Origin of the sequence: Bacillus cereus group sp. N8, assembly GCF_016483685.1 — a bacterium.
In the GTDB taxonomy this organism is placed as follows: domain Bacteria; phylum Bacillota; class Bacilli; order Bacillales; family Bacillaceae_G; genus Bacillus_A; species Bacillus_A proteolyticus.
Genome location: NZ_JAEHBK010000004.1, coordinates 50,517 through 76,736, shown reverse-complemented (window position 1 = coordinate 76,736; position 26,220 = coordinate 50,517). Strand labels below are relative to the sequence as shown.

Below are 26,220 nucleotides of genomic sequence, written 5' to 3'. Positions count from 1 at the left end.
ATCATCTATAAATACTCCTTATAAGAATAAAGTACATGGAATTGTTCACAGTTTCAATAAGTTTGTGCAATCTTTCACAAAAAGGACATACATAAATTAAGAAAGCGATTACAAAAGGTAGTATAATGGAATTTTTTCTAAAAATAGAGAGGGAATTGAAACAAAAAAGAAAAAGCGCTGTAATTACAGCGCTTTTTCGTCTAAATTCTTTTCTACTTTTACTTCTACCTCTTTTGAGAAGAACCAACCGCCAACTGCGATTCCGACTAATACAATCCAGAATGTAAGCTTCCACGGAGTAGATTCTGGGAATGAGTGCGGAAGGACACCTAAAGCAGGGTGTGCTAGCGTATAAATCGCTAATTTCACACCAACCCAACCTACAATTAAGAATGCTGCAGTTTCAAGTCCTGGTTTACGTTTTAATATTTGTACGAAAGCAGTTGCTGCAAATCGCATTATAACTAATCCAATAAGTCCACCTGTAAAGATAACGATAAATTGACCTGTATCAAGACTGCCAATCGTACCTAATCCTGTTTTCGGTAAAGTCACTGCTAATGCAACAGCAGCTAAGATTGAATCAACAGCGAAGGCGATATCAGCAACTTCGACTTTAAATACAGTCCACCAAAAGTTCTCTTGTTTTTTCTTTGCTTCTTTTTCTTCTGTTTCTTCATGTGTATTCTTTTTAACATACGTTTTAAATAAGTGATTTCCCGCGATAAACATAAGGTAAATCGCACCAATTGCTTGCACTTGCCATACATCGACTAGGAACGAAATCATAAATAGTGATCCGAAGCGGAAAACGAACGCTCCTGCTAATCCATAAAATAGTGCTTTCTTTCGTTTTTCTTCTGGTAAATGTTTTACCATAATTGCGAGAACGAGAGCGTTATCAGCCGCTAAAATCCCCTCTAGTGCAATTAGGATGAGTAATACCCAACCATACTCCAATAATAATGATACATCCATGTACATTCTCCTCTCATTTCTATAAATGCTAAACAAGTGAAGAAGTTCCCCACTGTTTAGCTTCCCCATACTCCTGCGCATCAACGGTGGAAGGAATTGGTAAAAACAAAAAAGACCTCTGCCGTTGATAGGCAAAGGTCTTGCTAGACATATGTAATGAAAATGCCAACAAAGCCGGAAGAACTGAGTTCTACGTAATGACGACTTTGTTTCCAAGAAATAGTTCTTGGACGCTACTCCCCTTTGGAGATATGCTATTCTACTCTCATTATATGGATAATTTATACGGTTGTCAACCTGTTAAAATATCTTCGTTTGGATATTTTATTTTCCTTTGTTTTTTACGTGCAAATGAAAAGGCTAATGTTAAAGGTCCCATCTTTCCAAAAAACATCATAAAGATAATAATTGTTTTGCCGATGATTGTTAAGTGTGGCGTCAAATTCATGCTAAGGCCGACAGTTCCAAATGCTGAAAATACTTCAAAAGCACTCATTAATAGAGGAACTCGTTCAGTGATGCTTAAAATTAAAATAGAAAGAAAAATAAACGAAATTGAAATAATGGTAATCGTTAAAGATTTGACAATGAGCGTATCTTTAATGGATTTTTTAAACACGACAATATCATCTTGTTCATGCAAAAATTTAAATACGCCTAAAAACATAATTAAAAAAGTTGTTAACTTAATCCCACCACCAGTTGAAGCACTGCCAGCACCAATAAACATAAGAAGCATCATTAATAAAAGGGAAGGTTTTGATAATGCAGAGATATCAACAGTATTAAACCCGGCAGTGCGCGTCGAAACCGCTTGAAAATAAGCAGCCATACCTTCTTCAAAGGGTGTAAAACCTCTCATGGAAATTGAATTATGGAACTCGAATATAAAAATAAAAGCTGTAGCAATAATATTGACGATTAGAGTAGAAGAGAGCATAAGTTTTGAGTGCAATGTAAGGTTTTTAAAGTTTTTCTTTCTTTTTATATCTACAATCACTGTAAAACCAATTCCCCCTAAAATAATGAGAGAAGAAATAACAAGATTGACGAGAACGCTATGAGAGTGGGACATTAAATTATCGCTCCATACAGAAAAGCCAGCATTGTTAAAGGCAGAGATAGAGTGAAAAAAGCTATAATATATACCTTTGGCAATCCCGTATTTTGGCACCCATTCAAAAGAGAGAAGTAAAGTAGCGATACATTCTACAGCAAAAGAAAATAAAAATAATGCTTTTGCAAGACGAATGATTCCACCGACATTTGTTTGGTTTAATGCTTGTTGTAATAAAATTCTGTTTTGAAGACCAATTTTTCTGCCGAGCATAATTGCAATTAAAACAGCAAAGCTCATAATGCCGAGCCCGCCAACCTGTATAAGCGTTAAAATGACGCATTGGCCAAATAAGGTAAATACTTTTCCAGTGTCCACAACACCAAGCCCTGTAACCGTACAAGCAGAAACCGTTGTAAATAAGGCATCGAGCCATGAAATAGATGTTGTTGTAGCAATTGGCAATTTTAATAAGCATGTACCAATAATTGATAGCGTAATAAAAGATAATGTAAGAACACGGGGAGGGCTCATGCTAATGTTAATCCGTTTCATGTCACATATCGTTCCTTTCAATTTGCTCTTACTACTAGTATGTGAAGAAGAACTATTATGTATGTTAAAAAAGAAAGAGGCAGAGAATATCTGCCTCTAAGCCATATGTTATATAATTATCCGCGTAATTGTTGTTGAGCTAAAGCAACAAGACGTTTTGTTACTTCACCGCCAACTGAGCCGTTAGAACGAGATGCTGTGTTAGATCCTAAGCTTACACCAAATTCTTGCGCAATTTCATATTTAAATTGTTCAAGCGCTTGTTCTGCACCTGGAACTAGTAATTTGTTTGTTTTTACCATGTTGATACACATCCTTATAAGTAGTCCAGTTCAGCTAAGTACTATCTGAACTGGTACCGTTATTTTATGTGGAAACGACGTGCTCATACACGGAAGTAATCGGTGAGTTTAGAAGTTCTTGGATAGAAAAAAGAGTAGCAAATTTGCTACTCTTTTTTCAGTATTGTCGCTGTACCTTCCACGACGATATCATCGGATTGATTGTAGATGTTTGTTTGTAATGTAATGATTTTTTTATCATCCCGTTTTTTAATGACTTCTGCCACTACACGAAGTGTATCGCCGATTTTGACAGGAGCACGGAATGAAACGTTTTGGGATAAATAAATCGTATTTTTGCCTGGGAGTTTCGTTCCAAGAACGGTAGAAATAAAACTTGAAACGAGCATACCGTGAGCAATACGTTCTTTAAACATTGTCGTTTTTGCAAAAGAGTCTAAAATATGAATAGGATTTACATCTCCAGTCAATTTTGCAAAATTGATAACGTCCTCATCCGTAATAGTTTTTGTTAGAGATGCTTGATCACCGACTTGAATCTCATCATAACGAAGCTCCGGAACAGTTTGTGCTTCTTGGAATGGATTCATTTTGTCCTCCTTCTTTTCCATATCGAAAAATGTAAGCCATCTTGATGTAGTAGGAGGAAGAAAGAGTTTTGTTTGTGCTGCAGTTAGTTGCCACATTTTTCTTACTTGATGGAAGTAAATAGATTTTTTGAGTTTTCCTCGAACTGCTTTGCGAGTTCTAGTTGCTTGGACTTGAACTCTCCCAAAAAAACTTCTAACTGTTTTTGAACCTCTTCGCGTTGCGATTGTTGTTGTTCAATAAAGTGTTTTGTTGTTTCTTCAAATTGACCGCTAGTTTGAGTAAGAATAGACAAAGATGTTTTCGTAGGAGAAACAGTAAGTTGATGCATTTGAGTAGAAAGCTCATTCCATTTCCCTTGCCACTCGTTAATTTGATCATTTAAGGAGTTACCAGTTAATTGCTTCACGTAATCTGTATATTGGTTATTGAACTGAGCTGTGAATTGTTGTAGTTCTTTTTCTAGTTCATTTACTCCTGATGTTAATTTATGCAAAGCGTCTTGTTGTTGTTTTAACGTTTCTAAAGTAAGTTGCTCTAATTGTTTCCCAGCTGAAGAGAAGAGGGAAAGAGATTGAGACCAGTTTTTCCAAAATGCATCGACTAATTCGTATGGCTTAGTTTCCATTGTTTGACCTCCAAATGTTTTTTTGCATATTGTGAACGCAGATTACTCTGCTGTACCACCAGGTGAAGATGAAGAATCCTTTTCATCCTTTTCTGGAGAAGTAGAAAATGGAAAGAATGCATTGGTGTATAACGTGAAAAACGTCCGCAACATATTTTGATAATGTTCAAAAGAAGTCGCACATGTTGATAAATATTGCTCTCCATATTCAGTTAAAGAATAAATTCGTTTCGCTGGCCCGCCTTCACTTGTATCCCAAGTGGAAGAAATGAGATTTTCTTTTTCTAACTTGCGCAATGTTCTATACACATTACCTTGGTCAACAGAAGAAAAGCCGATGTCCATTAGCATTTGAATGAGTTTGTAACCATGAAGACTCCAGTCTTTTAGACAGAGAAGTAAGAAAGGAACTAAGAAGTTTTTTGGCATGGAGTTTGGTTGTTTCGCTTGGTTTTTTTCCAAACTTTCTGGGTGTTCTGGTTCATTATGTAGCATGATTGTGCATCACCTCATGAATCAGTTAGATGGAATTTTTTGCTTATAAGTGCAATTTACACCTATCTGTTTTTAATGTCAATACATTTGTTAGAAAATAAAGAAAAATAAAATATATACTTGAAGTTTTATTCGGAATATTAGAAAATAGTGAATAGGTTGAATTGTTTCAAAAACGAAAAAGGGAGTGTAGGCGAAGTGATTGATCAAAAATTCGATCCATTGCAAGCATGGAAAAATGCTTATGAACAAACCGAAACATTTTGGGGGAAAGCGCTCAATGAAACAATTAAAACAGAAGAATATTCTGCTTGGATGGGCAGCGTTCTAGACTTGAATTTGTTTTATCAAAAAGCATTAAATGATACGACAAAAAGTTATTTAGAACAAGTGAATGTGCCAACGAAAGAGGATATTGCTAGAGTAGCTACGCTTGTTATTAACTTAGAAAATAAAGTTGATAACATCGAGGAAGTTCTAGAAGAGAAAGTGGATTCATTAGGACAAGCTCCTACATTAAAGCGTGATGTTACGAAAGTAAAACAAGATATTCGCACGTTAGAAACGAAAGTTGATCAAATTCTAGAATTACTAGAAAAGCAAAATGCGGTACTAGCTAAACTACAAGTACCTGTAAAAGAAGAAGTAAAGCCTGCGAATAAGCCAGAAAATAAAAAATGATAAAAGCGTTTGTTTATAACGTGTAAAAGAGAGAGGGAGAATCTCTTTTTCATGAATAAACAACGAAACATAATTAATATATGGACTCTATTAGTATGAGTACCAAAATGATTCATAACAATCGTTCACAAATTCATTTAAGGGGGAAAAGAAATGGTTCAATTAAATGGCAAAGTAGCAATCGTAACAGGTGGGGCAAAAGGAATTGGGAAAGCAATTACAGTAGCATTAGCACAAGAGGGAGCAAAAGTTGTTATTAACTATAACAGCAGTAAAGAAGCAGCTGAAAACTTAGTAAATGAATTAGGAAAAGAAGGACATGACGTTTATGCAGTTCAAGCGGATGTTTCTAAAGTAGAAGATGCAAACAGACTTGTAGAAGAAGCTGTGAATCATTTTGGTAAAGTTGATATTCTTGTTAATAATGCTGGTATTACAAGAGATCGTACATTCAAAAAATTAAATCGTGAAGATTGGGAACGCGTAATTGACGTGAACTTAAGCAGCGTATTCAATACGACAAGCGCAGTACTTCCATACATATCGGAAGCAGAAGAAGGAAGAATCATTAGTATTTCTTCTATTATTGGCCAAGCTGGTGGATTTGGACAAACAAATTACTCAGCAGCAAAAGCAGGTATGCTAGGATTTACAAAATCACTAGCTTTAGAACTTGCAAGAACAAATGTAACTGTAAACGCAATTTGCCCAGGATTTATTGATACTGAAATGGTAGCAGAAGTACCAGAAGAAGTGCGTCAAAAAATCGTTGCGAAAATCCCGAAAAAACGTTTTGGTCAAGCTGATGAAATTGCAAAAGGTGTAGTATACCTATGCCGTGACGGTGCGTATATCACTGGTCAGCAATTAAACATTAACGGCGGATTATACATGTAATGAAGTAAGAAAAAAGTGCATATCCATAGCAGGAATGCACTTCTTTTTTTTAGAAAGAAATCGACCGAAAAGGGGATAAAAAAATGACTACATTCGTAACAGAATGGGAAAAGCAATTAGAGTTGTACCCAGAAGAATATCGCAAAGCATATCGTCGTGTGAAAAGAGCGAGCGAAATTTTATTACGCGAACCAGAACCACAAGTTGGTTTAACACCAAAAGAGGTTATTTGGACGAAGAATAAAACGAAGCTGTATCGTTACATTCCAAAACAAGAAAAAACGCAGAGAGTTCCAATCTTATTAATATATGCTCTTATTAATAAACCATATATTATGGATTTAACTCCAGGAAATAGTTTAGTGGAATATTTAGTAGATCGTGGTTTTGATGTATATATGCTTGATTGGGGCACATTTGGTTTAGAAGATAGTCATTTGAAATTTGATGATTTCGTGTTCGATTATATTGCAAAAGCAGTGAAAAAAGTAATGAGAACTGCAAAATCGGACGAGATTTCTTTACTTGGTTATTGCATGGGTGGAACATTAACATCTATTTATGCAGCACTTCATCCGCACATGCCAATTCGTAACTTGATTTTTATGACAAGTCCTTTTGATTTCTCTGAAACAGGATTATACGGTCCTTTACTAGATGAGAAATATTTCAATTTAGATAAAGCGGTTGATACATTCGGAAATATTCCGCCAGAAATGATTGATTTCGGAAATAAGATGTTAAAACCAATTACAAACTTCGTTGGTCCATATGTTGCTTTAGTCGATCGTTCAGAAAATGAGCGCTTCGTCGAAAGCTGGAAGTTAGTTCAAAAATGGGTTGGTGACGGTATTCCATTCCCAGGCGAATCTTATAGACAATGGATTCGTGATTTTTATCAAAATAATAAATTAGTGAAGGGTGAACTCGTTATTCGCGGACAAAAGGTAGACCTTGCAAATATTAAGGCGAATGTCTTAAATATTTCCGCGAAACGTGATCATATTGCTTTGCCATGTCAAGTAGAGGCTTTACTTGATCATATTTCTAGCACAGATAAACAGTATGTATGTTTACCAACAGGACATATGTCTATTGTGTATGGTGGAACGGCTGTAAAGCAAACATATCCGACGGTTGGAAATTGGCTTGAAGAGCGTTCTAATTAAAAAGAAGAAATCCAACTAGCGTATGTTAGTTGGATTTTTTTATGGAAAATGACGAAACATAGGGAGGAGAAAAATACATTGTAGGAGTATAATTATGAAGCTTATGACTGGTAAGTTGTTTTGGAGTGCTGGAGTTTCTGTACCTTGTTATCCAACGTTAGAAAATGATATGATATGTGATGTGCTAGTAATTGGAAGTGGAGAAGCGGGTGCTCATATAGCGTATTCGTTAGCTAAAATTGGAATGCGTGTTATGCTCATTGAAAAAAGAGCAATTGCATGTGGTAGCACAGCTGCAAATACAGGATTATTACAATTTGTTCATGATAAATCGTTGACCTCTTTTATTCATACATTTGGTGAAGAGAAAGGGGTGCGAGCATATAGACTTTGTTATGAAGCGCTTAGAACAATGGAGAAAGTTGTGCCAACTCTCGATATTGATCCCCATTTTATTCCACGAAATAGTTTGTATTATGCAAGTAGAGATGAAGATATTTCATTTTTACAAGAAGAATATAATACGTTACGCCATTATGGGTTTCCGGTTGAATATTTTACAGAGTCTGATATTAAGAAGCGTTATTCATTTGCAAAACAAGCAGCGTTATATACAAACGGTGATGCAGAAGTGAATCCATATTTATTAGCGCATAGTCTTTTGCATAAAGCGAAACAAATGGGTGCTACTATATATGAGCATACAGAGGCATTACATATTAAACGAATCCAAAATGATTTAATTTGTTACACGAACACAGGAAATAAAATCGTAGCAAAGAATATTATTATGGCGACAGGTTATGAAGCAATCTTTGGAAAGAAAGAAAAAAACACAACAGTAGAAACATCTTATGCTGTTGTAACAAATAAAATAGATCATTTTGAAGGCTGGCATGAGCAATCATTAATTTGGGAAACAGCACGGCCTTACTTATATTTTCGAACGTATCAAAACCGCATTATTGTAGGTGGATTAGATGAAGCGATGCAAATTCAACCAATCGGTGATACGAAATTATTGCATAAGCGTGATATCCTTATTAACATTGTAAAAGAAATGTTCCCGCAGTATAAAAATATACAGGCAGAGTACTATTGGGCAGCAGCATTTGGTGGCAGTCATGATGGTCTCCCTATTTTAAAAGAAGATAAAGAAATACATAATTTATATTACGCACTGCCGTATGGGGGAAATGGAACTGTATACGGAATGGTATTTGCGAAATTATTCGAGAAGTTATTTACAAATGAAGAAAGTGATGATTTTTCTTTATTTAATCGATAGAAAAAAGGTAGCGAAGTGATGGAATGAGAGATATAAAAAAGTTTTTACAAAAATTACGTCCCGTGCAACTTATCGTTTTATTTTATTTACTAGCGGTAGTTGTATCGGTGATTTTACTTAGTTTTCCATTTGTTACGAAGCCTGGTGTGAAATGGACATTTATAGATGCGCTGTTTACATCTGTTAGCGCTGTAAGTGTTACGGGACTTTCTGTTGTTACTATTTCAGATACGTTTACAACAGCAGGAATTATTGTTTTAGCCTTGATTTTACAATTAGGCGGATTAGGAATTATGGCACTTGGTACATTCGTTTGGATTATAACGGGTAAAAAGATTGGTTTGCAAAGAAGAAGGTTAATTATGGCAGACCATAACCAAGGAAATTTATCGGGCCTTGTAGAATTAATGCGTTCTATTTTAATTGTAATTATTTCGATAGAACTCATTGGAGCAATACTGTTAGGTACAAGATTTTTATTATATTTCCCGACTTGGCAAGAAGCTTATTTTCATGGTTTCTTTGCCGCTGTGAGTGCAACAACGAACGGAGGATTTGATTTAACAGGACAATCACTTATTCCGTACAAAAAAGATTACATTGTTCAAATGATTCATATGTTGCTTATTATTTTAGGAGCTATTGGTTTCCCGGTATTAATGGAAGTAAAGCAATTCCTTAGTAAAAGGCAAAGGCAACAGCAACTATTTCGCTTTTCATTATTTACAAAATTGACGACAACGACATTTTTTGCACTCGTTATTGTTGGAACAATTATGATTTTTCTATTAGAACGAAATCATTTTTTAGTAGGAAAGTCATGGCATGAAACTGTATTTTATACGCTATTCCAATCTGTGACGACGCGAAGTGGTGGACTGGCTACAATGGACATCCGTGAATTATCACAACCAACGCTTTTATTTATGAGTATATTAATGTTCATTGGAGCATCTCCAAGCTCAGTTGGGGGTGGAATACGTACAACAACATTTGCTGTTAGTATATTATCGTTATATACATTTGCAAGGGGCGGGAGAACAGTCCGAGTTTTCAAACGTCAGCTACATGAAGAGGATGTGTTGAAAGCATCTGTCGTTATGACGATGGGGATTTTATTATGTGCCTCAGCGCTATTTATTTTATCCATTACAGAAAATGTACCACTTATGAGCTTAATAGTTGAAGTTTGTTCTGCTTTCGGGACAACAGGCCTATCAACAGGCATTACGCCAGATTTAACAACGGTTGGTAAACTTGTACTCATTGTACTTATGTTTATCGGACGTGTCGGTATTTTAACATTTATATTAGCTAGTGGGGGAAGAGAGCAACCACCTCGCTATAAATATCCGAAAGAGCGGATTATTATTGGATAGTATGGAACCATTCTACCTATGTTAGGTAGAATGGTTTTTTAGTCGTTAATGCCAAATTGCGGATGCATAAAAGCTTCATTTTTATTATCAACTTCGTTTTTTAGCAACTCTTGATTTTCTTCTGAAATCCACCCAATATCATTTGTAGGATGTATCCATTCTTCCCCAGCCATAATGGAGGGGTCTACCTCATCACTCCAATTATTAAGAGGACTGTTAGTGGAATCATATTTACTGTCTCCAATTACAACATCATATTGATTTATAAAAGGTTGTTGCATCTTTTTTCCTGTGCCTTTAAAAGATGGAAAGTTTATTTGATGAGGGAGCGTCTCGTCTAAAATTGACGATTGGATCGTTTCTTTCTCCTTCAAAGTCATCGCTCCTTTTGTAATGGTTTGTTCGTATGTAGTATTTCCATATATAAGCTCTTATGTACTTGTTAACACTTCCCAGTAATAATTACTTTAAGTTGTTTCAAACTAGAATAGAAAGTTATTTAGTGAGAGCAGGTGAGTATATTGGTAAAAAGAAAAGTAAAACAAAATGCAGCAATTAATAATAATAAAACTCCGAAAGAAAGCTTACCCGATGCAGAATTTGCAGTAGAGTATGAAGGAGAAAATAGTGCGAAGTACGCAAATCGTAATTCAAAAAAAGGTAAACAAAAATGAGGCGTTTTTTACAAACGCCTCATTTTTTTGTGGGATTATAAAGGTTTTTTTAATTATTTGTAAATTTCACGCTTGATATTGGCAGAAAAATGCGAAAAAACATAGAAGTAGCAACGTATTGCACAAAAACAAACAACAAACAAAAGATTAATGTTGGTTTAATACTGCTTTTACACTAGTTGTTTATATTTGAGTTGTACATAAGATTTGTAAAAGGAGAGAGAGACAGTGAAAAAAACAATCTTTAAAGCTGTAGCAACTGGAATGGTATTTTCGTTATTAATGGGGTGTGGTGCAAAGAAAGAAGAAAGTGCTGGGGCGAAAGTAAAAGATGATAAATTATCTGGATCATTAACTGTTTACACAGCGATCGAAGAAGAACTTGTACCAATTTATCTTGATTCTTTTAAAAAGAAATATCCAGATGTGAAGTTGAACATTGTACGTGATTCAACAGGAGTAATTACTGCGAAATTGCTAGCTGAAGGAAAAAATACACAAGCAGATGTTGTATGGGGAACTGCAGCGTCTAGTCTATTAGCTTTAGATAAAAAAGATATGTTAAAAGGATACTCTCCAAAAGGAGCAGATCGCGTTCTTCCGCAATTTAAAGATGATAAGCAACCAGAAAAATGGGTAGGAAATACTGCATTTATGACGGGGATTGCTGTGAATAAAGAAGAATTGAAGAAGAAAAATTTACCGATGCCAGAATCATATGAAGATTTAACGAAACCAGAATATAAAGGAACACTAGTTATGCCACATCCAGCTTCTTCTGGAACAGGATTTTTAACAGTTTCTGCATGGCTACAAATTATGGGAGAAGATAAGGGCTGGGATTACATGAAGAAACTTCATGATAATATGGCAACTTATACTCATTCAGGTTCAAAACCAGCGAAATTAGCAGGTGCAGGTGAATATCCAGTGGGTGTATCAATGGTTTATAGTGCTTTGAAAGAGAAACAAAAAGGTGCACCAGTTGAAGTTGTATTGCCGAAAGAAGGATTAGGTTGGGAAGTAGAAGCGAACGCACTTATTAAAAAAGATAATGCAAAAAATGATAAATTAGCGCAAGCATTTTTAGATTGGGCAATTACTGATGATGTAATGAAGTTATACTTCGAGAAAAATGGATTTGCGACAATTAAAAATGATTATAAACTTCCAGATGGATTCCCTAAAGATGTGACAGAAAAGTTATATAAAAAGAATGACTTTAAGTGGGCAGCAGAAAATCGCGACAAAATTTTAGAAAAATGGGAAAAAGAGTTTGGCCAAAAAGCAGAACCGAAAAAGTAAGTGAGTGGGAGAGAGAAAAAATGAGCGAATATTTATCAATTCAACACATTCAAAAACAGTTTGATGCATTTACAGCGTTAAAAGATATTTCTTTTACTGTGAAAAAAAATGAGTTTGTATGTTTATTAGGCCCAAGTGGTTGTGGGAAAACAACATTGCTTCGAATTTTAGCAGGGCTAGAAGAGGCAACAACAGGTAGTATAGCTGTGGATGGAAAAGATATTACAGCATTACCTCCCGGAAAGAGGAACTTCGGAATGGTGTTTCAATCATATGCATTATTTCCGAATTTAACAGCACTTGAAAATATTGAATATGGCTTAAAGACAAAAAAATATGGAAAAGCAGAAGTAAAAGAGAAGGCGCTATCGGCGTTAGAACTTGTTGATTTGCTGAATGTAAAAGATAAATATCCTGCTCAAATGTCTGGTGGACAACAGCAGCGAGTGGCACTTGCACGTGCGCTCGCTCTGTCTCCCGATATTTTGTTACTCGATGAGCCGTTATCAGCTTTAGATGCAAAAGTGCGTGAAAAGTTGCGTAGAGAAATGCGCGATTTGCAAGAAAAAGTGGGAGTAACAACTATTATGGTAACGCATGATCAAGAAGAGGCATTAACGATGGCTGATAAAATTGTTGTAATGAATCATGCGGAAATTATGCAGATTGGAACACCAAAGGAGATTTATCAAAGACCAGCCAATCCGTTTGTGGCAGATTTTATTGGTTCTATTAATTTCTTTTCGAAAAATAACGAAGAACATGCAATTCGTCCGGAACATGTAACAGTTGTACAAAATAATGGTATTAAAACAGTTGTAGAAAGCATGGAATTTCGCGGCTCTGTATACCGGACGGAAGTGCGGGTTATAGAAGAGAAAACACACCTTTATAACGAGAAAATTGTAGTGGATATATTGGCATCAGAAGTAGAGGAAACTGCTATTAGAAAAGGAAAGCCAATTCAAATCTCTTTCTCAGAAAATCATATGTTGTCATATGGAAAGAAGGTCATTGTATAGATGGAGATGTTAGAAAATTTAAAGGTGGAAAGTGCGAAAAAAAAGATTAAAAGACGTATCGGTAAAGAAGAGTGGATACAAAGACTATTAATTATTGGTATGCTTCTTTCATTTTTTATCATGCTTGTATTGCCTCTATTACAACTATTTACACAAGCCTTTTACGATAAAGACGGAGCTTTCGTTGGTGTTGCGAATTTCAGTAAATATTTCACAACACCAACGCTAGTACAATCATTACAAAATACGATATGGATTTCGGGCGCTACAACAATTATTTCAGTTACACTCGCGTTCGCTTATGCATATGCGATTGCTCGTACCAATGTTTTTGGAAAGCGCGTATTTCAATACGTAGCATTATTACCATTATTCGCACCGACGATGATGCACGGTATTGCGCTTACATATTTATTTGGTAATCAAGGATTAATAACAAAAGGGATGTTTGGTTTATTTGAAGGAATACAAATACCGTTATACGGACCAGTAGGAATTGTAATGGCTGAAGTTATGTATACATTTCCACAAGCATTCCTTATTTTATTAATTGCTTTCCAAGGTTCTGATTATCGTTTATATGAAGCTTCTAATATGTTAGGTGCAAGTAAAGCGAAGCAGTTTCTTACGGTTACTTTACCTAGTGTGAAATACGGATTAATTAGTGCGATGTTCGTTGTATTTACACTTAGTTTCACTGATTTTGGGGCACCAAAAATTGTTGGTGGACAATATAATGTGCTTGCTACTGACGTATATAAGCAAGTAATTGGACAGCAAAATATGTCCATGGGCGCAACTGTCGGAATGATTTTATTAATCCCAGCTATTTTCGCATTTGCAGTTGATCGTATTACGCAAAGGAAACAGGCGAATCTCTTATCTTCAAAGGCAGTACCTTACAGAATAATAAATAATAAGAAAAGAGATGTTATTTCATTCGTATATTGTAGCGTAGTAACGCTTATGATCATTCTTTTATTTGTGGCAGTTGGTATTGCTGCAAGTGTGAAAGTATGGCCATATAATATGAGTTTTACATTTGAGCATTTTAATTTTTCAAGTTTGACAGGAGACGGACTTGAAGCATTTAAAAATAGTGTAATTGTCTCAGCCGTTACGGCAGTTATCGGGGCGATTTTAACATTTGTGTTCGCTTATGCGATTGAAAAAATAGAACAGCTACAATTTTTAAGAAAAGTAGGTTATTTCTTCTCAATTGTACCGTTAGCGATTCCTGGATTAGTACTTGGATTAGGATATGTCTTTTTCTTCAGTCAACCAACAATTCAAATTCTAGGACTTTCAATAACAAATCCGTTTCATTCTTTATATGGCACAATTGCCGTTTTAGTATTAGTAAATATCATTCATTTCTACTCTGTAACATTCGTTACGGCAACGACGGCTTTAAAGAAACTAGACCGAGAGTTTGAGCTTGTTTCGCAGTCGATGAGCATACCGTTTTATAAAACTTTCTTTCGAGTAACGGTACCGATGTGTTTACCAGCCATTTTAGAAATGGTTATGTACTACTTCGTAAATTCAATGGTGACTGTATCGGCAGTCGTGTTCTTGTATGCGGCTGATTTTAAACTAGCTGCTGTATCAATTGTAAATATGGATGATGCAGGAAATGTAGCACCAGCAGCTGCAATGAGTGTACTTATTGTTGTTACAAATATTGTAGTAAGAGTTGTATATGAATGGGGAACGAAAGCACTTCGTAACCGAACGTCACAATGGCAAAAAAGATAAGTGAGAAGGGTGATGAATAGAATGAAAATTGAAGCAGTTATTTTGGATTGGGCTGGTACGACGGTTGATTACGGATGTTTTGCACCACTGGAAGTATTTATGGAGATCTTCCATAAACGCGGTGTTGAAATTACAGCAGAAGAAGCCCGTAAGCCAATGGGGTTATTAAAAATAGATCATGTAAGGGCACTTACAGAGATGCCTCGTATTGCAAGTGAGTGGAATCGTATTTTCGGACAATTACCAACAGAAGCAGATATTCAGGAGATGTATGAAGAATTTGAAGAGATTCTCTTCGCTATTTTACCGCGTTATGCGTCGCCGATTAATGGAGTAAAAGAAGTGATTGCTTCTTTACGTGAAAGAGGAATTAAAATTGGTTCAACGACTGGTTATACGAGAGAAATGATGGACATTGTAGAAAAAGAAGCAGCACTACAAGGATATAAACCTGATTTTCTTGTAACGCCAGATGATGTTCCAGCGGGGCGTCCTTATCCGTGGATGTGCTATAAAAATGCGATGGAGCTTGGTGTATATCCAATGAATCATATGATAAAAGTTGGAGACACCGTGTCAGATATGAAAGAGGGTAGAAATGCTGGAATGTGGACAGTTGGTGTAATTCTTGGCAGTAGTGAGCTCGGTTTAACGGAAGAGGAAGTTGAGAATATGGATCTGTTAGAGCTTCGTGAAAAAATGGAGATAGTTCGTAATCGTTTCATTGAAAATGGGGCACATTTTACGATTGAAACGATGCAGGAACTCGAAAACGTAATGGAACATATCGAGAAACAAGAACTTATTATTTCATAAAAGGGGCATAGGATCATGAATGAAAATCACTACTTATTATTAACGCCAGGACCATTAACGACAACAAAAACTGTAAAAGAAGTTATGTTATATGATTGGTGTACGTGGGATGTTGAATATAACACGATGGTGCAAGATGTAAGAAATAGGCTTGTATCGTTAGCAACAAAGGAAGAAGAAAAGTACACAACAGTTTTAATGCAGGGAAGCGGTACGTTTTCGGTTGAAGCAGTAATCGGTTCTGTTATTCCTACAAACGGAAAGCTGCTAGTTTGTACAAATGGTGCGTATGGTAAGCGGATTGTACAAATGGCAGAGATGTTACATATAGATGTGGTGGCCAGTCAAACAGAAGAGTGGGAGCCTACTAATATTGCAGAAGTAGAACAGTTATTGCAACAAGATAAAGAGATTACACATATTGTAGTTGTTCATTGTGAAACAACTACAGGTATTATTAATCCAATTGTAGACGTATGTAAATTGGGAAAACAATACGGAAAAGTTACACTGGTTGACGCGATGAGTAGTTTCGGCGGTATTGAAATAGATATCGCTGAGATGCAAATTGACTTTCTAATTAGTAGTGCGAATAAGTGTATTCAAGGTGTACCTGGATTCGGCTTTGTTATCGCAAAGCGTGATGAATTGTTGAAGTGTCAAGGACAGGCACGTTCATTATCTTTAGATTTATACGATCAGTGGGAAACGATGGAAAATCAAAATGGAAAATGGCGTTTTACGTCACCTACACATGTTGTACACGCTTTTTATCAAGCGCTCCTGGAACTAGAAAAAGAGGGCGGAGTAAGAGCACGTTACAATCGATATTATAACAATCAAAAACTATTAGTGAATAGAATGAAAGAAATCGGATTTAAGCCACTAGTAGATGAAAAATATCAATCTCCTATTATTACATCTTTCATTTATCCAGAAGCAGGATTTGAATTTCAGCAATTATATAACGAATTAAAGCAGTACGGATTTGTTATTTACCCAGGGAAAATTTCGAAAGTAGATACGTTCCGTATTGGAAATATCGGTGATGTACATGAAGAAGACATTAATCGTTTAGTTGATAGTATTGCTAAAGGGGTTGTTATAGGGTGAAAGTATTTTGCTTAGGTGGAGCAGGTAAAATTTGTCGTGAAGCAATTTTAGATTTAGTTCAATTTTCATCTTTTGAGACGATTACGGTCGCCGATTTTAATGAAGAGGAAGGCCGAAAAATAGTAGAGTGGTTAAATGATCCTCGCGTTGATTTTGTAAAAGTCGATGTGACAAATCATGAGGATACTGTTGCAAAAATGAAAGGCTATGACATTGTAATGGACGGCACGACGATAAAGTTAAATGGATTGTCCACTCGTTGTATTGCAGATGCCGGCTGTCACGGTGTGAACTTGAATGGATTTGGTGAAGAGAATGAATCCCATTCTATATTTGTTCAAAACGGAAAAACATGTTTACCTGGTTTTGGTATGACGCCAGGTGTAACGCAAATGATGGCTATGCATGCAGCAAATCAGCTAGATACTGTAGAGTCAGTTCGAGTAAGCCATGGCTCATATCGCCCAATTGCTTTTTCAGCATCAATTACAGAAACAACGACATATGAATATGATCCACATTTACCATCGCGTACAGTGTATGAAGGCGGTGAATTTCAGCAAGTACCTCCGTTTGCGCGCCCAAGAGAAATTGAATTACCAGCGCCTTACGGAAAAACAACGCAGTATATAATCCCGCATTCAGAAACGATTACGTTGGCGAAGGCGCTGGAGGACAAAGGTGTTGGGCTGATAGAAACGAGAGGTACTTGGCCTGAGCAAAATATGCAGCTCATTCGTGCTTTATATGATTATGGTATATTGCGTAATGATCAAATTGAAATAAATGGTGAAGAAATAGGTATTATGGATTGTATTTCGAAGTATCTACTAAAATCGAAAGAAGGACAAGAAACAGAACTTTATGGTTATGCACTTCATGTAGAAGTAGTAGGTATGAAAAATAATCAAAAACAAAGGCATGTGTTATATCATACACATCCGCTATCTGACGGTTCTGTAGTAGGTTGGGAGAAATTAAGAGCTTATACAAGAAATGTTGGAATCCCATTCGGAGTCGCCACAGAGTTAATTGCAAAAGGAGTAGTTAATAAAGTCGGCGTTATTACTCCTGAAGAAGCTTTTGAAAATCCACAAATCATTTTTGACGAATTAGAAAAGCGTGGTATTCATATTCATGAAGAGGTTTCTACTTACAAAGAAAATTATAACTTTGTATAAGTAAGGCAGTTTATGAGGTAGATATAAATGGGGTGAGGCTATGTCTGTAGTAGGTGAAGAAAGAAAGCGAACAATTCTTGAGAAGGTAGAGTTTAAAGGGAAAGTAAAAGTTTCAGAATTAGCGAGAGAGTTTGCTGTATCAACAGAGACGATTCGCCGGTATTTAGAAGAATTAGATCGTGAAAAAAAGTTGAAGAAAGTGTATGGTGGAGCCGTTCAACTTCCGGGAGCTGGAATAGAGGCACCAATGTTAGAACGAGAGATGCTGCATATAGAAGAAAAGAAAAGAATTGGGTATAAGGCAGCAACGTTTGTAGAAGATGGAGATGTTATTGCAATTGATGATGGAAGTACACCACTTCAAATGGTACCGTATCTTGTTCATCGTAAAAATTTGACGATTGTTACGAGCTCTTTCCCAGTAGCGACACAATTAATATCTTCTATTAATAAAAAGATGTTTCACGGTGAGGTTTTATTTATTGGTGGAAAAGTATCTCCAAAACATTCACGGGTGTCAGGGTCTATTTCACAGCAAGTAATCCATCAATTTCATTTTCATAAAGCATTCGTTTCGATTGATGGGTTGTTGCCAGACTTTGGGGTTTCTAGCTTTGAATTAGAAAAGGCGAAACTTTCAGAAGCGATGATTAAGCTAGCTGAGAAAACATTTATTTTATGTGATCATACAAAGGTAGGCGTAAAAGGGAATTATAGAATAGCAGCATTTTCTCATATTCAACATGTCATTTGTGATAAGAAAATGCCTTATAGTTTTGAAGAAGAAGTCAAAAAGCATAATATTCAATGGACAATGTGCTAAATGAATTGAATACATCTAGACTCCCGCCTAATTTTTAGGTGGGAGTTTTACTATCAGCAAGTAACAAAATAAAAGATTTGTATTTATGCAAAAAGTGGACACATTTTCTCATCTCGTTCATATAATTTACCAATACAAAAAAAGTTGGTCGAAGGAAAGAAGGGGAAGTATGTCAGAACGGATATATAATAAACTTGTATTGTATGCAAACATTTTGCAAAAAATTGGTGTTATTAATGAAAAGGAAAAAAGTGAAATTCTTCATACGATAGGTAAAAAAGCCCTTTGAGTAAAGGGTTTTTAATTTTTTATCTATAGAAATATAAACTCAATGTAATATTCTCATTGACAATGATAATGAGATTCATTATCATTTATTATGTTGGTAATTGATAGGTATTATCAATTAAAATATATATAAGACAAGGGGATATTATTTTGAAAAAAAGTTATATTAAAGCTCTAGTAGTAGCAACCACATTGGCTATTCCATTTGCTGCGTATTCTACTCCAGCGTTAGCAGCAATAAAAATTGAAGCAAACCAGTCGTTAGCAGCAGCCAGTGATCGCACGTATGATACTGAGATTAAAATATATAAGGATCAAAAAGATGAGCCATCTATGGTTTCTCAGTACATAAAAAATCCTAAAGTAGCAATTGAAGACGGGAAAAAAATTGTTACTGTAACAGTGCAAGATAGCGATTATTTTCAATATCTTAGAATAGAAGATAGAAACCAGCCTGGTGTATTTCATGATGTAAAAGTTTTGTCAGAAGATAAGAGGAAAAATGGGACGAAAGTAGTTCAATTTGAAATTGGTGAATTTGAGAAGAAGCATAATATGCAAATGCATATACTTATTCCAGATATTGGATACGATCACAAATATCAAGTTCAATTTGAAATTAAAGATCCAACTGTAAGCGACAAAGAAACAGAGAAACCAGATGATAACTCTAATTCAGGCAATACGGAAACAGATAATCCAGTTGATAATCAAAATATGATAACAGATAACAAATTAAGAGAACTTGTTAATAAAAAAGTATTTAATAGAAAAGATTTAAATACACCAATTACGAAAGAAGAGTTATTACAAGTAAAGGACTTGTTTTTAAACACGAATGAGATTCTTGATTATAGTGCATTAAAATATATGCCAAATTTAAAATCTTTAACAGTTGCGAATGCGAAGATAAAAGATCCGTCGTTCTTTGCGAATTTAAAGCAATTAAATCATTTAGCTTTGCGTGGTAATGAATTTTCAGATGTAACACCACTTGTTAAGATGGATAATTTAGAATCTCTTGATTTGAGTAATAATAAAATTACAAACGTTGCACCACTAATTGAAATGAAAAATGTAAAAAGTTTATATCTATCAGGCAACCAAATAGAAGATGTAACAGCATTAGCGAAAATAGAACAACTAGATTACTTGAATTTAGCAAATAATAAAATTACGAATGTTGCTCCATTAAGCGCGTTGAAAAATGTAACATACTTAACTTTAGCAGGTAATCAAATTGAAGATATTAAACCGTTATATTCATTACCTTTAAAGGACTTAGTATTAACGCGTAATAAGGTTAAAGATTTATCGGGTATTGATCAAATGAATCAATTAAATAAATTATTTATCGGGAAAAATCAAATTGAAGATGTGACACCACTTGCTAAAATGACTCAGCTTACAGAATTAGATTTACCTAATAATGAGTTAAAGGATATTACTCCATTATCAAATCTAGTAAACTTACAAAAGCTTGATTTAGAAGCAAATTTTATTTCAGACTTATCGCCAGTTAGTAATTTGAATAAGTTAGTATATTTAAGTTTTGTTGCAAATGAAATCCGCGATGTTAGACCAGTAATAGAACTAAGTAAGAAAGCTTATATTAATGTTCAAAACCAAAAAGTCTTTTTAGAGGATACAGAAGTAAATAAAGAAGTAAAAGTACCTATATACGAGAAAGACGGCGAGGTATCTACAAAAATCCGTCTGAAGAGTGATGGTGGTACGTATAGTAATGGTGTAGTGAAATGGAGTACACCAGGTGAGAAAGTATATGAATTTGGAGTGAAAGATCCATTTGCGGATACAGGAATCTTCTTTACAGGATCTGTAATTCAAAATGTAGTAGAAAGTAAAGGAGATAACACTTCTAAAGAAGATGAAAAAGTAGAAGTAGTAGAATTTAAAGATGTACCAAAAGGACATTGGTCAGAAGAAGCAATTAATTATTTAGCAAAAGAAAATATTTTTAAAGGATATGGAAATGGACAATTTGGATTTGGGGATAATATTACCCGTGGACAAGTTGCATCTTTAGTACAAAGGTACTTGAAATTAGAAGATAAAGTAGAGCAGAAAGAAATGTTTACAGATACGAAAGGGCATATGTTTGAGCAAGATATTGCTACAGTTGCACAAGCTGGAATTATGCAAGGAGATGGTACAGGGAAGTTTCGTCCAGAAGGAGTATTAACTAGGTACGAGATGTCAGTAGTATTACAAAAAGTATTTCAGTTAAAAGCAAATGAAAGTAATTTGGAGAACTTTAAAGACGTACCAACTGGTCATTGGGCAGAAGGATATGTGAAAGCTTTAGAGGATAATAATATATCAAAAGGTGATGGGAATGGGAACTTTTTAGGGGATAATTTCGTAACACGTGAACAATATGCACAATTTTTGTATAAGGCAATAAAAAAATAAATAAATGAGAAAAATACGTTATTCTTTAATAAGAAGAATAACGTATTTTTTATATGTACAAAATCAAGTAAGAAATAGACAGGAGTGCTTATAGGTGATATGTCTATTTTTCCGATAGGTGCTGAAACCATATTGACAAAAAGGCATTCTCGTGTGATAATTCAATTAAATTTTTAGAATAATCAAAAAACATTCCTTTTACATATAAAGGATTTGAACATTATATTAATATTACGCCGGGGGTGACGAAATGTTATTTTTTCTGAAGAGATGGAACGAATTAAAAGATGTGAAGGCAGAACTGGCACTTCGCGATTGGTTTTATGGTACAAAAATTAGTTTATCGATGTGTACGTCAAAAGAGCCATTAACATTTTTGGTGAATGTAGAGGGAAGAGATAAAGGAGTATTTTCTGAAGAAGATTTTATTGTAGTAAATTGCATGTGTGAGCCAGTATTTGAAAACGAAGAAAAACCAGCTTCAGAGTCGTTTATGCATGCGGATATTTATAAAAAAAGCAGTGCAGAATGCATTTTACAAGTACAGACTGTAGATAGTCATTTAATGTCAGAGCTATATGGGAAAGAAGGAGAAGTAACATTCGAAAAACGCAGCGTGGAACGTGTTTTTGGCAAAGAAGGCATTACAGAAATGACAATTCCAATTGTAGAAGATGAAAAAAAATTCGCTGATTTATTGGAGAGTAATGTTCCGAATTTTACTGAAGGTGGAGGAGTAGTCCTTGTTCATAATTATGGAATGATCGTGTGGGGAAAATCACCAGAAGAAGCGAAAAAATGGTTGGAAGGTATAGAATATTTAATGAACTATCACGTAAAGCTTTTAATGATAAAAGGGGCAAAAAGTTCTGTTATATAAAGGTGTATTCATAGTGGTTACCATTATATAAAAATGAAAGCGTTTTAAAAGTAAATTTCACTCATAAAATATAGGTCTCCTTATTATATATAGATTACATGTTGACATGTAAGGAGGAACATATTTTGCGAGTTAAATATCATTTTCTGCCAAAACAGCAGGTGACATTTTGCAAAACGAATGATTCTGGTGAAAAGGCTTTGCAAATTATGAATGAAACGGGATTTCGGGCGATCCCCGTATTAGCAGAAGATGAGAAGGAATTCACGGGGATTATTTATAAAGTAGATCTTTTAGAGAAGAAGTGTAATAGCGGATTAGAGCATGTAAGTACAGGAGATGTGCTGGAAGATTCAAATTCGTTTATTTTTGAAAAGGATTCTTTTTTTAGAGCTTTTTACGTGATTCGTCGTCTCCCGTTTTTAGCGGTTTTAAATGAATATAATGAATTTGTCGGTATTTTAACACATTCTAATGTATTTGATGTTATTGAAGATTCATTCGGTATGCGGACGGGTGGTTATATATTAACAATTGCAACACAAGATTGTAAGGGAACAATTAAAGAGCTGGGGACATTGTTAAAGGCATACAATATAGGTGGACTGTTTACGCTTGATAATGGTGATCAATATATTCGCCGTATTATCGTAAATATATCAGATGAGTTAAATGAAAAAAGATTAAAGCAATTAATTGAAAAGATAGAGAAAAAGGGATTTAGGGTGAGTCATGTAGATCATATTTAAGTTAAAAAGGAAAGGTAGCTATCTGTTATATGTAGATAGCTACCTTTTTTAGTACGAGAAATGAATCTTATTTTGAAACAGGAGGTGGAGATAATACTAAATCAGATAAAAAAATGAAGTCTGCATGTTCGCGAACTTTAGGAATAGAAGTTTCAATAACACGTGATGTAATTTCACCTGGAGGACCAACGTGCCCGATAGCTACCATGATTGGTTTTTCTTGAATTTTTTTGATGAGTAATTGGGCTTGTCTTGAAATATGACTTGTCGTATATACATCATCAAAAAATAATTGATTTTCAATGATAGGCACCCCTAATTCTTTACCGATTTTTGGGACAACACTATTAGGATTTGTTTTACTATCTAAATAAAATAAACCGTGTTTTTTACAGGCAGAAAGTATAAGACGTACAATCCTTTCATCAGCGGTTACTTTTGATCCCATATGATTGTTCATTCCTATTGCATGAGGTATTTCTTGAATTGCTTGTTCGAGTCGATTGTTTATTTCTTCATCGCTTAAATCTGTTGTAATCGCTTTCGGTCCAAGCCACTCTTTTTTTCCTCTAATTGGCTCCATGGGCATATGTATAATAACTTCATGCCCTTTTTTATGGGCAGCTATTGCATCTTGTTTAGTAGAAGGAAGAAATGGCATAACAGCAATAGTGAGTGGAATAGGAAGTGATAACATCCTATCAGTTCCTTTCATATTATTGCCGAAATCATCGATGACAATAGCAACTTTATTCGTATGAGCGTTTGCTTGAATAGGAAATAGGAAGAAGGGTATGAACAGGGTGAAGACGAGAAATGTAATAGTGTATTTGCGCATTTAAATATTTCCTTTCTATTTTATCCCGCTATTTGCGGGCAGTAATATTCCCACCTCAAAATTCGGCTAGAGCAAAGAAGTTAGGTGGGAGATCCACTGCCCGTAAACGCCCGATTGGTGAGGGCTAATAATCAGTTGGAGGGAGAAAAATCCCTACTGATTAAAGTTTCACTTTATCAATCATCATTATGTTTTGCGTTTTCACATAAATTAAACAAAAAATGTCGAAGAAAAGTACATTAAAAATAGAGAACCCACTGTTTACTGAGCATTTACAAAAAAGAAGATGAAAAAAATGTCTATTATTGCGAATGTATTTACAAAGATAGAATAATTTGTAATAATTCTCAAAGTGAGGGTAAAGATTTGTAAATTACAGGGGGAAAATGTTAAATTTTCTGATTCTTCAAATAGGATTAAATGCTTAAAGGGCTAAAGTAGAAGAGACGTTTAGAGCATGGAAGAATAATAAGGGGGATATGGATGTTTACTGTAAAAAGGAAGTACACATTAGAAAAGCTTTCGCATGATATTCATATGAAACGTGAAGAAATGATTCATTTAGGATTAACAAGTGGATTAAACAGTATGGAGACCATTCAAGTTAGTCAAGAATTGGACAAGCTTATCGTACAGTATCAGCGTTACAAAGAAAAACAAACACCGAAATGGATTTCAATTATAAAGGTCCCTATTTTTCAAATTGGGTATGAAGGCAAATCGAGCAATTTTTGGAGAATGCTTGTGGCTGGTTTTATGAAATAAGTATAATTATCCTTTTTGGATAAGGATAATTATACTATGTGTAATGGAATCTCTATATGAACTGTCGTTCCTTTGTTTTCTTTACTATCAATAAATATATGCCCGTTGTACATCTCTACAATTCGTTTACATATGACAAGCCCAAGACCTGTTCCAGTATCTTTATTAGTAAAGAACGGATGAAAGAGGTGTTTTTGAATATGTTTTGGAATTCCCTTTCCAGTATCAATAATTTGCAGTTGTGCGTGTTTTTCATTGTTTGTTACTACAATGGTTAATGTATCACCAGAAGCCATAGCTTCAATTGCATTTTTTGTAATGTTTAAAACCACTTGTTTCATATGGTCTTTTGAGCAAAGTATATGAACAGGGTGGTCTGGCAAATGTAAATGAAATACAATGTTATGTAGATTCGCCTCAGATTGAATAATTAATGCTACCTCATTAAGAATCGTTCTTACATCATATGTTTGCTCAATGATGGCAGTCGGCTTTCCAAGAATAAGAAATTCGCTTACAATTTCATTAATACGTTCAATTTCTTGTTCAATTACTGAAAAGTAGAACTGATCCTGTTCATCTCTATATTTCTCTTTTAATAGAGCAACGAGTCCTTTAATTCCAGTAAGGGGATTACGGATTTCGTGAGCTGTACTAGCCGCAAAAGTTCCAACCAATTCAATCTTCTGTAGTTCATTTTGTTGTTTTTCTAGTTTTGTTTGCCGTTTTAATAACATATATTGAGCGAGTAAAAATAAAATAGACATTAAAAATAAAGTAGCTATACATTCTATTGAAACTAACTGGTATAAGGTTTGTTGATGAATAGGTAACGGAGAAACAGAGACCTTCCAGTTTAATCTTTGGAGTGGGGTAGTAAGCATATTAGAATGCTCATCACTTGTTTCATTGTTATCATCGGTTAGAAAAACTACATCATGTTTATCAGTTACTTCGAAATGATATTGTGGTTTAATAGCATTTAAAGAGGATGAAATGTAGTCAAAGCGTAAACTAGCTAACAATAACCCAGAGAGTTCCTTTTGTTTATTAAATATTGGCGAGGCAATCATAATAGCTTGATGTCCAAGGACGCGATCTGTAATGACAGATGATACAGTTGTTTTCTTAGTTTGTAATGCGTCTTGAATATACTTACGGTCTGAGACGTCTACAGGCCTTGATTCACCTTCTGATGCGATTGTAATGATTCCTTCTGGTGTAGCGTAATATAGACCAGAAAATCGTGCATCGTTTCCATCTGTATCATGTACAATTTGTTTAATTCCATTTATGTTACCAGTCTCGGTACCTACGACTTTTGCGAGCATTTCTAAGGCAGAAATCGCTTCACCAAGGTGATGGTCTAAATAGTCTCTATATAAAAAGAGAACAGTATGAGCAGATAATTTGTTTCCCTGTTTCATTTGATAAGTGTGATACGAAAAAAATGCGGCACCAATCCCTATCGTTGGCAGTATAACAAGCAGTATGTAAAAAACTATGCTTTGTAATTTGAATTTCAAATTTGGTACTCCTTCTTTTTTATTATCATTAT

26 protein-coding genes and 1 riboswitch are annotated in these 26,220 nt (G+C 34.9%); of the genes, 17 read left to right on the top strand and 9 right to left on the bottom strand.

Translation table 11 applies throughout. The annotated features are described in order from the left end of the window. Positions 1-183: 183 nt before the first annotated feature. From JDS80_RS08800 to phaQ, 6 genes are all read right to left on the bottom strand, one after another. Entirely contained in the window at positions 184-978 is a 795-nt protein-coding gene (locus tag JDS80_RS08800; RefSeq protein ID WP_071744748.1) for a TerC family protein, read from the bottom strand. A gap of 79 nt (positions 979-1,057) precedes the next feature. Beyond that, positions 1,058-1,232, bottom strand: a riboswitch (yybP-ykoY riboswitch). 38 nt (positions 1,233-1,270) lie between these two features. Continuing rightward, positions 1,271-2,590, bottom strand: a complete 1,320-nt coding sequence (locus tag JDS80_RS08795) for a TrkH family potassium uptake protein (protein ID WP_199638053.1) — start codon at positions 2,588-2,590, stop codon at positions 1,271-1,273. Between the two features lie 116 nt (positions 2,591-2,706). After that, the gene (locus JDS80_RS08790; RefSeq protein ID WP_000241212.1) at positions 2,707-2,892 is read right to left on the bottom strand and encodes an alpha/beta-type small acid-soluble spore protein; all 186 of its coding nucleotides are present in this window, start codon (positions 2,890-2,892) and stop codon (positions 2,707-2,709) included. 146 nt (positions 2,893-3,038) lie between these two features. After that, a complete protein-coding gene (locus tag JDS80_RS08785) occupies positions 3,039-3,482 on the bottom strand; it encodes a MaoC family dehydratase (RefSeq protein ID WP_001067920.1) in 444 nt (147 codons plus the stop codon). A gap of 101 nt (positions 3,483-3,583) precedes the next feature. Next, positions 3,584-4,108 (bottom strand): polyhydroxyalkanoic acid inclusion protein PhaP, encoded by a 525-nt coding sequence (phaP, locus tag JDS80_RS08780; RefSeq protein WP_000448600.1) that lies wholly within the window; start codon positions 4,106-4,108, stop codon positions 3,584-3,586. Between the two features lie 42 nt (positions 4,109-4,150). Then, positions 4,151-4,603 (bottom strand): poly-beta-hydroxybutyrate-responsive repressor, encoded by a 453-nt coding sequence (gene phaQ / locus JDS80_RS08775; protein WP_199638051.1) that lies wholly within the window; start codon positions 4,601-4,603, stop codon positions 4,151-4,153. 198 nt (positions 4,604-4,801) lie between these two features. Here phaQ and phaR point away from each other — a divergent pair, with 198 nt between their 5' ends. From phaR to JDS80_RS08750, 5 genes are all read left to right on the top strand, one after another. Further along, entirely contained in the window at positions 4,802-5,284 is a 483-nt protein-coding gene (gene phaR / locus JDS80_RS08770; RefSeq protein WP_000566960.1) for a polyhydroxyalkanoic acid synthase subunit PhaR, read from the top strand. A gap of 153 nt (positions 5,285-5,437) precedes the next feature. After that, positions 5,438-6,181, top strand: a complete 744-nt coding sequence (locus tag JDS80_RS08765) for an acetoacetyl-CoA reductase (RefSeq protein WP_002117312.1) — start codon at positions 5,438-5,440, stop codon at positions 6,179-6,181. An 83-nt stretch (positions 6,182-6,264) separates the two neighbouring features. Then, the gene (gene phaC, locus JDS80_RS08760; RefSeq protein ID WP_071744751.1) at positions 6,265-7,350 is read left to right on the top strand and encodes a class III poly(R)-hydroxyalkanoic acid synthase subunit PhaC; all 1,086 of its coding nucleotides are present in this window, start codon (positions 6,265-6,267) and stop codon (positions 7,348-7,350) included. A 94-nt stretch (positions 7,351-7,444) separates the two neighbouring features. Then, a complete protein-coding gene (locus tag JDS80_RS08755) occupies positions 7,445-8,638 on the top strand; it encodes an NAD(P)/FAD-dependent oxidoreductase (protein WP_199638050.1) in 1,194 nt (397 codons plus the stop codon). 23 nt (positions 8,639-8,661) lie between these two features. Further along, positions 8,662-10,017 (top strand): TrkH family potassium uptake protein, encoded by a 1,356-nt coding sequence (locus JDS80_RS08750; RefSeq protein ID WP_199638049.1) that lies wholly within the window; start codon positions 8,662-8,664, stop codon positions 10,015-10,017. A gap of 38 nt (positions 10,018-10,055) precedes the next feature. Here JDS80_RS08750 and JDS80_RS08745 read toward each other — a convergent pair whose 3' ends face one another. After that, positions 10,056-10,391: a DUF3905 domain-containing protein gene (locus JDS80_RS08745; protein ID WP_199638048.1), complete on the bottom strand. Its 336-nt coding sequence runs from the start codon at positions 10,389-10,391 to the stop codon at positions 10,056-10,058. A 147-nt stretch (positions 10,392-10,538) separates the two neighbouring features. Between JDS80_RS08745 and JDS80_RS08740 the strand changes: the two genes are divergently transcribed. The 11 genes from JDS80_RS08740 to cbpA all read left to right on the top strand — a co-directional run bounded on the left by JDS80_RS08740 (position 10,539) and on the right by cbpA (position 23,059). Continuing rightward, complete coding sequence (locus JDS80_RS08740; RefSeq protein ID WP_000240801.1) at positions 10,539-10,691, top strand: hypothetical protein; 153 nt, start codon at positions 10,539-10,541, stop codon at positions 10,689-10,691. 228 nt (positions 10,692-10,919) lie between these two features. Continuing rightward, positions 10,920-11,996 carry a putative 2-aminoethylphosphonate ABC transporter substrate-binding protein gene (locus JDS80_RS08735; RefSeq protein WP_000750898.1) on the top strand — a complete coding sequence of 359 codons (1,077 nt, stop codon included), beginning with the start codon at positions 10,920-10,922 and terminating at the stop codon, positions 11,994-11,996. Positions 11,997-12,016: 20 nt separating this feature from the next. After that, positions 12,017-13,018 (top strand): putative 2-aminoethylphosphonate ABC transporter ATP-binding protein, encoded by a 1,002-nt coding sequence (locus tag JDS80_RS08730; protein WP_199638047.1) that lies wholly within the window; start codon positions 12,017-12,019, stop codon positions 13,016-13,018. Then, the gene (locus JDS80_RS08725) at positions 13,019-14,776 is read left to right on the top strand and encodes a putative 2-aminoethylphosphonate ABC transporter permease subunit (protein WP_141535312.1); all 1,758 of its coding nucleotides are present in this window, start codon (positions 13,019-13,021) and stop codon (positions 14,774-14,776) included. Between the two features lie 21 nt (positions 14,777-14,797). Further along, on the top strand, positions 14,798-15,592 hold the full coding sequence (gene phnX / locus JDS80_RS08720; protein WP_199638046.1) for a phosphonoacetaldehyde hydrolase: 795 nt from the start codon (positions 14,798-14,800) through the stop codon (positions 15,590-15,592). 15 nt (positions 15,593-15,607) lie between these two features. Further along, positions 15,608-16,705 (top strand): 2-aminoethylphosphonate--pyruvate transaminase, encoded by a 1,098-nt coding sequence (gene phnW / locus JDS80_RS08715; RefSeq protein WP_199638044.1) that lies wholly within the window; start codon positions 15,608-15,610, stop codon positions 16,703-16,705. Further along, a complete protein-coding gene (locus JDS80_RS08710; protein WP_199638042.1) occupies positions 16,702-17,886 on the top strand; it encodes a saccharopine dehydrogenase C-terminal domain-containing protein in 1,185 nt (394 codons plus the stop codon). Before phnW ends, JDS80_RS08710 begins: the two co-directional genes overlap by 4 nt. Before the next feature lie 40 nt (positions 17,887-17,926). Then, positions 17,927-18,709 carry a DeoR/GlpR family DNA-binding transcription regulator gene (locus JDS80_RS08705; RefSeq protein WP_199638040.1) on the top strand — a complete coding sequence of 261 codons (783 nt, stop codon included), beginning with the start codon at positions 17,927-17,929 and terminating at the stop codon, positions 18,707-18,709. A gap of 438 nt (positions 18,710-19,147) precedes the next feature. Next, positions 19,148-21,430, top strand: a complete 2,283-nt coding sequence (locus tag JDS80_RS08700; RefSeq protein WP_199638038.1) for an NEAT domain-containing leucine-rich repeat protein — start codon at positions 19,148-19,150, stop codon at positions 21,428-21,430. Between the two features lie 250 nt (positions 21,431-21,680). Then, on the top strand, positions 21,681-22,310 hold the full coding sequence (locus tag JDS80_RS08695) for a class II aldolase/adducin family protein (RefSeq protein WP_199638036.1): 630 nt from the start codon (positions 21,681-21,683) through the stop codon (positions 22,308-22,310). Positions 22,311-22,435: 125 nt separating this feature from the next. Continuing rightward, positions 22,436-23,059, top strand: coding sequence for a cyclic di-AMP binding protein CbpA (gene cbpA / locus JDS80_RS08690; RefSeq protein WP_071744763.1), 624 nt, complete (start codon positions 22,436-22,438; stop codon positions 23,057-23,059). 67 nt (positions 23,060-23,126) lie between these two features. Here the strand turns inward: cbpA and JDS80_RS08685 are convergent, their stop codons facing one another. After that, positions 23,127-23,897: a divergent polysaccharide deacetylase family protein gene (locus JDS80_RS08685; protein WP_199638034.1), complete on the bottom strand. Its 771-nt coding sequence runs from the start codon at positions 23,895-23,897 to the stop codon at positions 23,127-23,129. 483 nt (positions 23,898-24,380) lie between these two features. Between JDS80_RS08685 and JDS80_RS08680 the strand changes: the two genes are divergently transcribed. Beyond that, complete coding sequence (locus tag JDS80_RS08680) at positions 24,381-24,662, top strand: aspartyl-phosphate phosphatase Spo0E family protein (RefSeq protein WP_071770223.1); 282 nt, start codon at positions 24,381-24,383, stop codon at positions 24,660-24,662. Positions 24,663-24,691: 29 nt separating this feature from the next. On the opposite strand, the gene JDS80_RS08675 is transcribed toward JDS80_RS08680, so the two are convergent. Next, positions 24,692-26,188: an ATP-binding protein gene (locus JDS80_RS08675; RefSeq protein WP_199638032.1), complete on the bottom strand. Its 1,497-nt coding sequence runs from the start codon at positions 26,186-26,188 to the stop codon at positions 24,692-24,694. Positions 26,189-26,220: the final 32 nt, after the last annotated feature.

Excerpts from the sequence above, each read along its gene's own strand:
- JDS80_RS08725 (WP_141535312.1), top strand. The coding sequence starts at position 13,019 with ATGGAGATGTTAGAAAATTTAAAGGTGGAAAGTGCGAAAAAAAAGATT.
- JDS80_RS08800 (WP_071744748.1), bottom strand. The coding sequence starts at position 978 with ATGGATGTATCATTATTATTGGAGTATGGTTGGGTATTACTCATCCTA.
- JDS80_RS08765 (WP_002117312.1), top strand. The coding sequence starts at position 5,438 with ATGGTTCAATTAAATGGCAAAGTAGCAATCGTAACAGGTGGGGCAAAA.
- JDS80_RS08680 (WP_071770223.1), top strand. The coding sequence starts at position 24,381 with ATGTTTACTGTAAAAAGGAAGTACACATTAGAAAAGCTTTCGCATGAT.
- JDS80_RS08685 (WP_199638034.1), bottom strand. The coding sequence starts at position 23,897 with ATGCGCAAATACACTATTACATTTCTCGTCTTCACCCTGTTCATACCC.
- phaQ (WP_199638051.1), bottom strand. The coding sequence starts at position 4,603 with ATGCTACATAATGAACCAGAACACCCAGAAAGTTTGGAAAAAAACCAA.
- JDS80_RS08750 (WP_199638049.1), top strand. The coding sequence starts at position 8,662 with ATGAGAGATATAAAAAAGTTTTTACAAAAATTACGTCCCGTGCAACTT.
- phaP (WP_000448600.1), bottom strand. The coding sequence starts at position 4,108 with ATGGAAACTAAGCCATACGAATTAGTCGATGCATTTTGGAAAAACTGG.
- phaC (WP_071744751.1), top strand. The coding sequence starts at position 6,265 with ATGACTACATTCGTAACAGAATGGGAAAAGCAATTAGAGTTGTACCCA.
- phnX (WP_199638046.1), top strand. The coding sequence starts at position 14,798 with ATGAAAATTGAAGCAGTTATTTTGGATTGGGCTGGTACGACGGTTGAT.
- JDS80_RS08785 (WP_001067920.1), bottom strand. The coding sequence starts at position 3,482 with ATGAATCCATTCCAAGAAGCACAAACTGTTCCGGAGCTTCGTTATGAT.
- JDS80_RS08755 (WP_199638050.1), top strand. The coding sequence starts at position 7,445 with ATGAAGCTTATGACTGGTAAGTTGTTTTGGAGTGCTGGAGTTTCTGTA.
- JDS80_RS08705 (WP_199638040.1), top strand. The coding sequence starts at position 17,927 with ATGTCTGTAGTAGGTGAAGAAAGAAAGCGAACAATTCTTGAGAAGGTA.
- JDS80_RS08695 (WP_199638036.1), top strand. The coding sequence starts at position 21,681 with ATGTTATTTTTTCTGAAGAGATGGAACGAATTAAAAGATGTGAAGGCA.
- JDS80_RS08730 (WP_199638047.1), top strand. The coding sequence starts at position 12,017 with ATGAGCGAATATTTATCAATTCAACACATTCAAAAACAGTTTGATGCA.
- JDS80_RS08790 (WP_000241212.1), bottom strand. The coding sequence starts at position 2,892 with ATGGTAAAAACAAACAAATTACTAGTTCCAGGTGCAGAACAAGCGCTT.
- phnW (WP_199638044.1), top strand. The coding sequence starts at position 15,608 with ATGAATGAAAATCACTACTTATTATTAACGCCAGGACCATTAACGACA.
- JDS80_RS08795 (WP_199638053.1), bottom strand. The coding sequence starts at position 2,590 with ATGAAACGGATTAACATTAGCATGAGCCCTCCCCGTGTTCTTACATTA.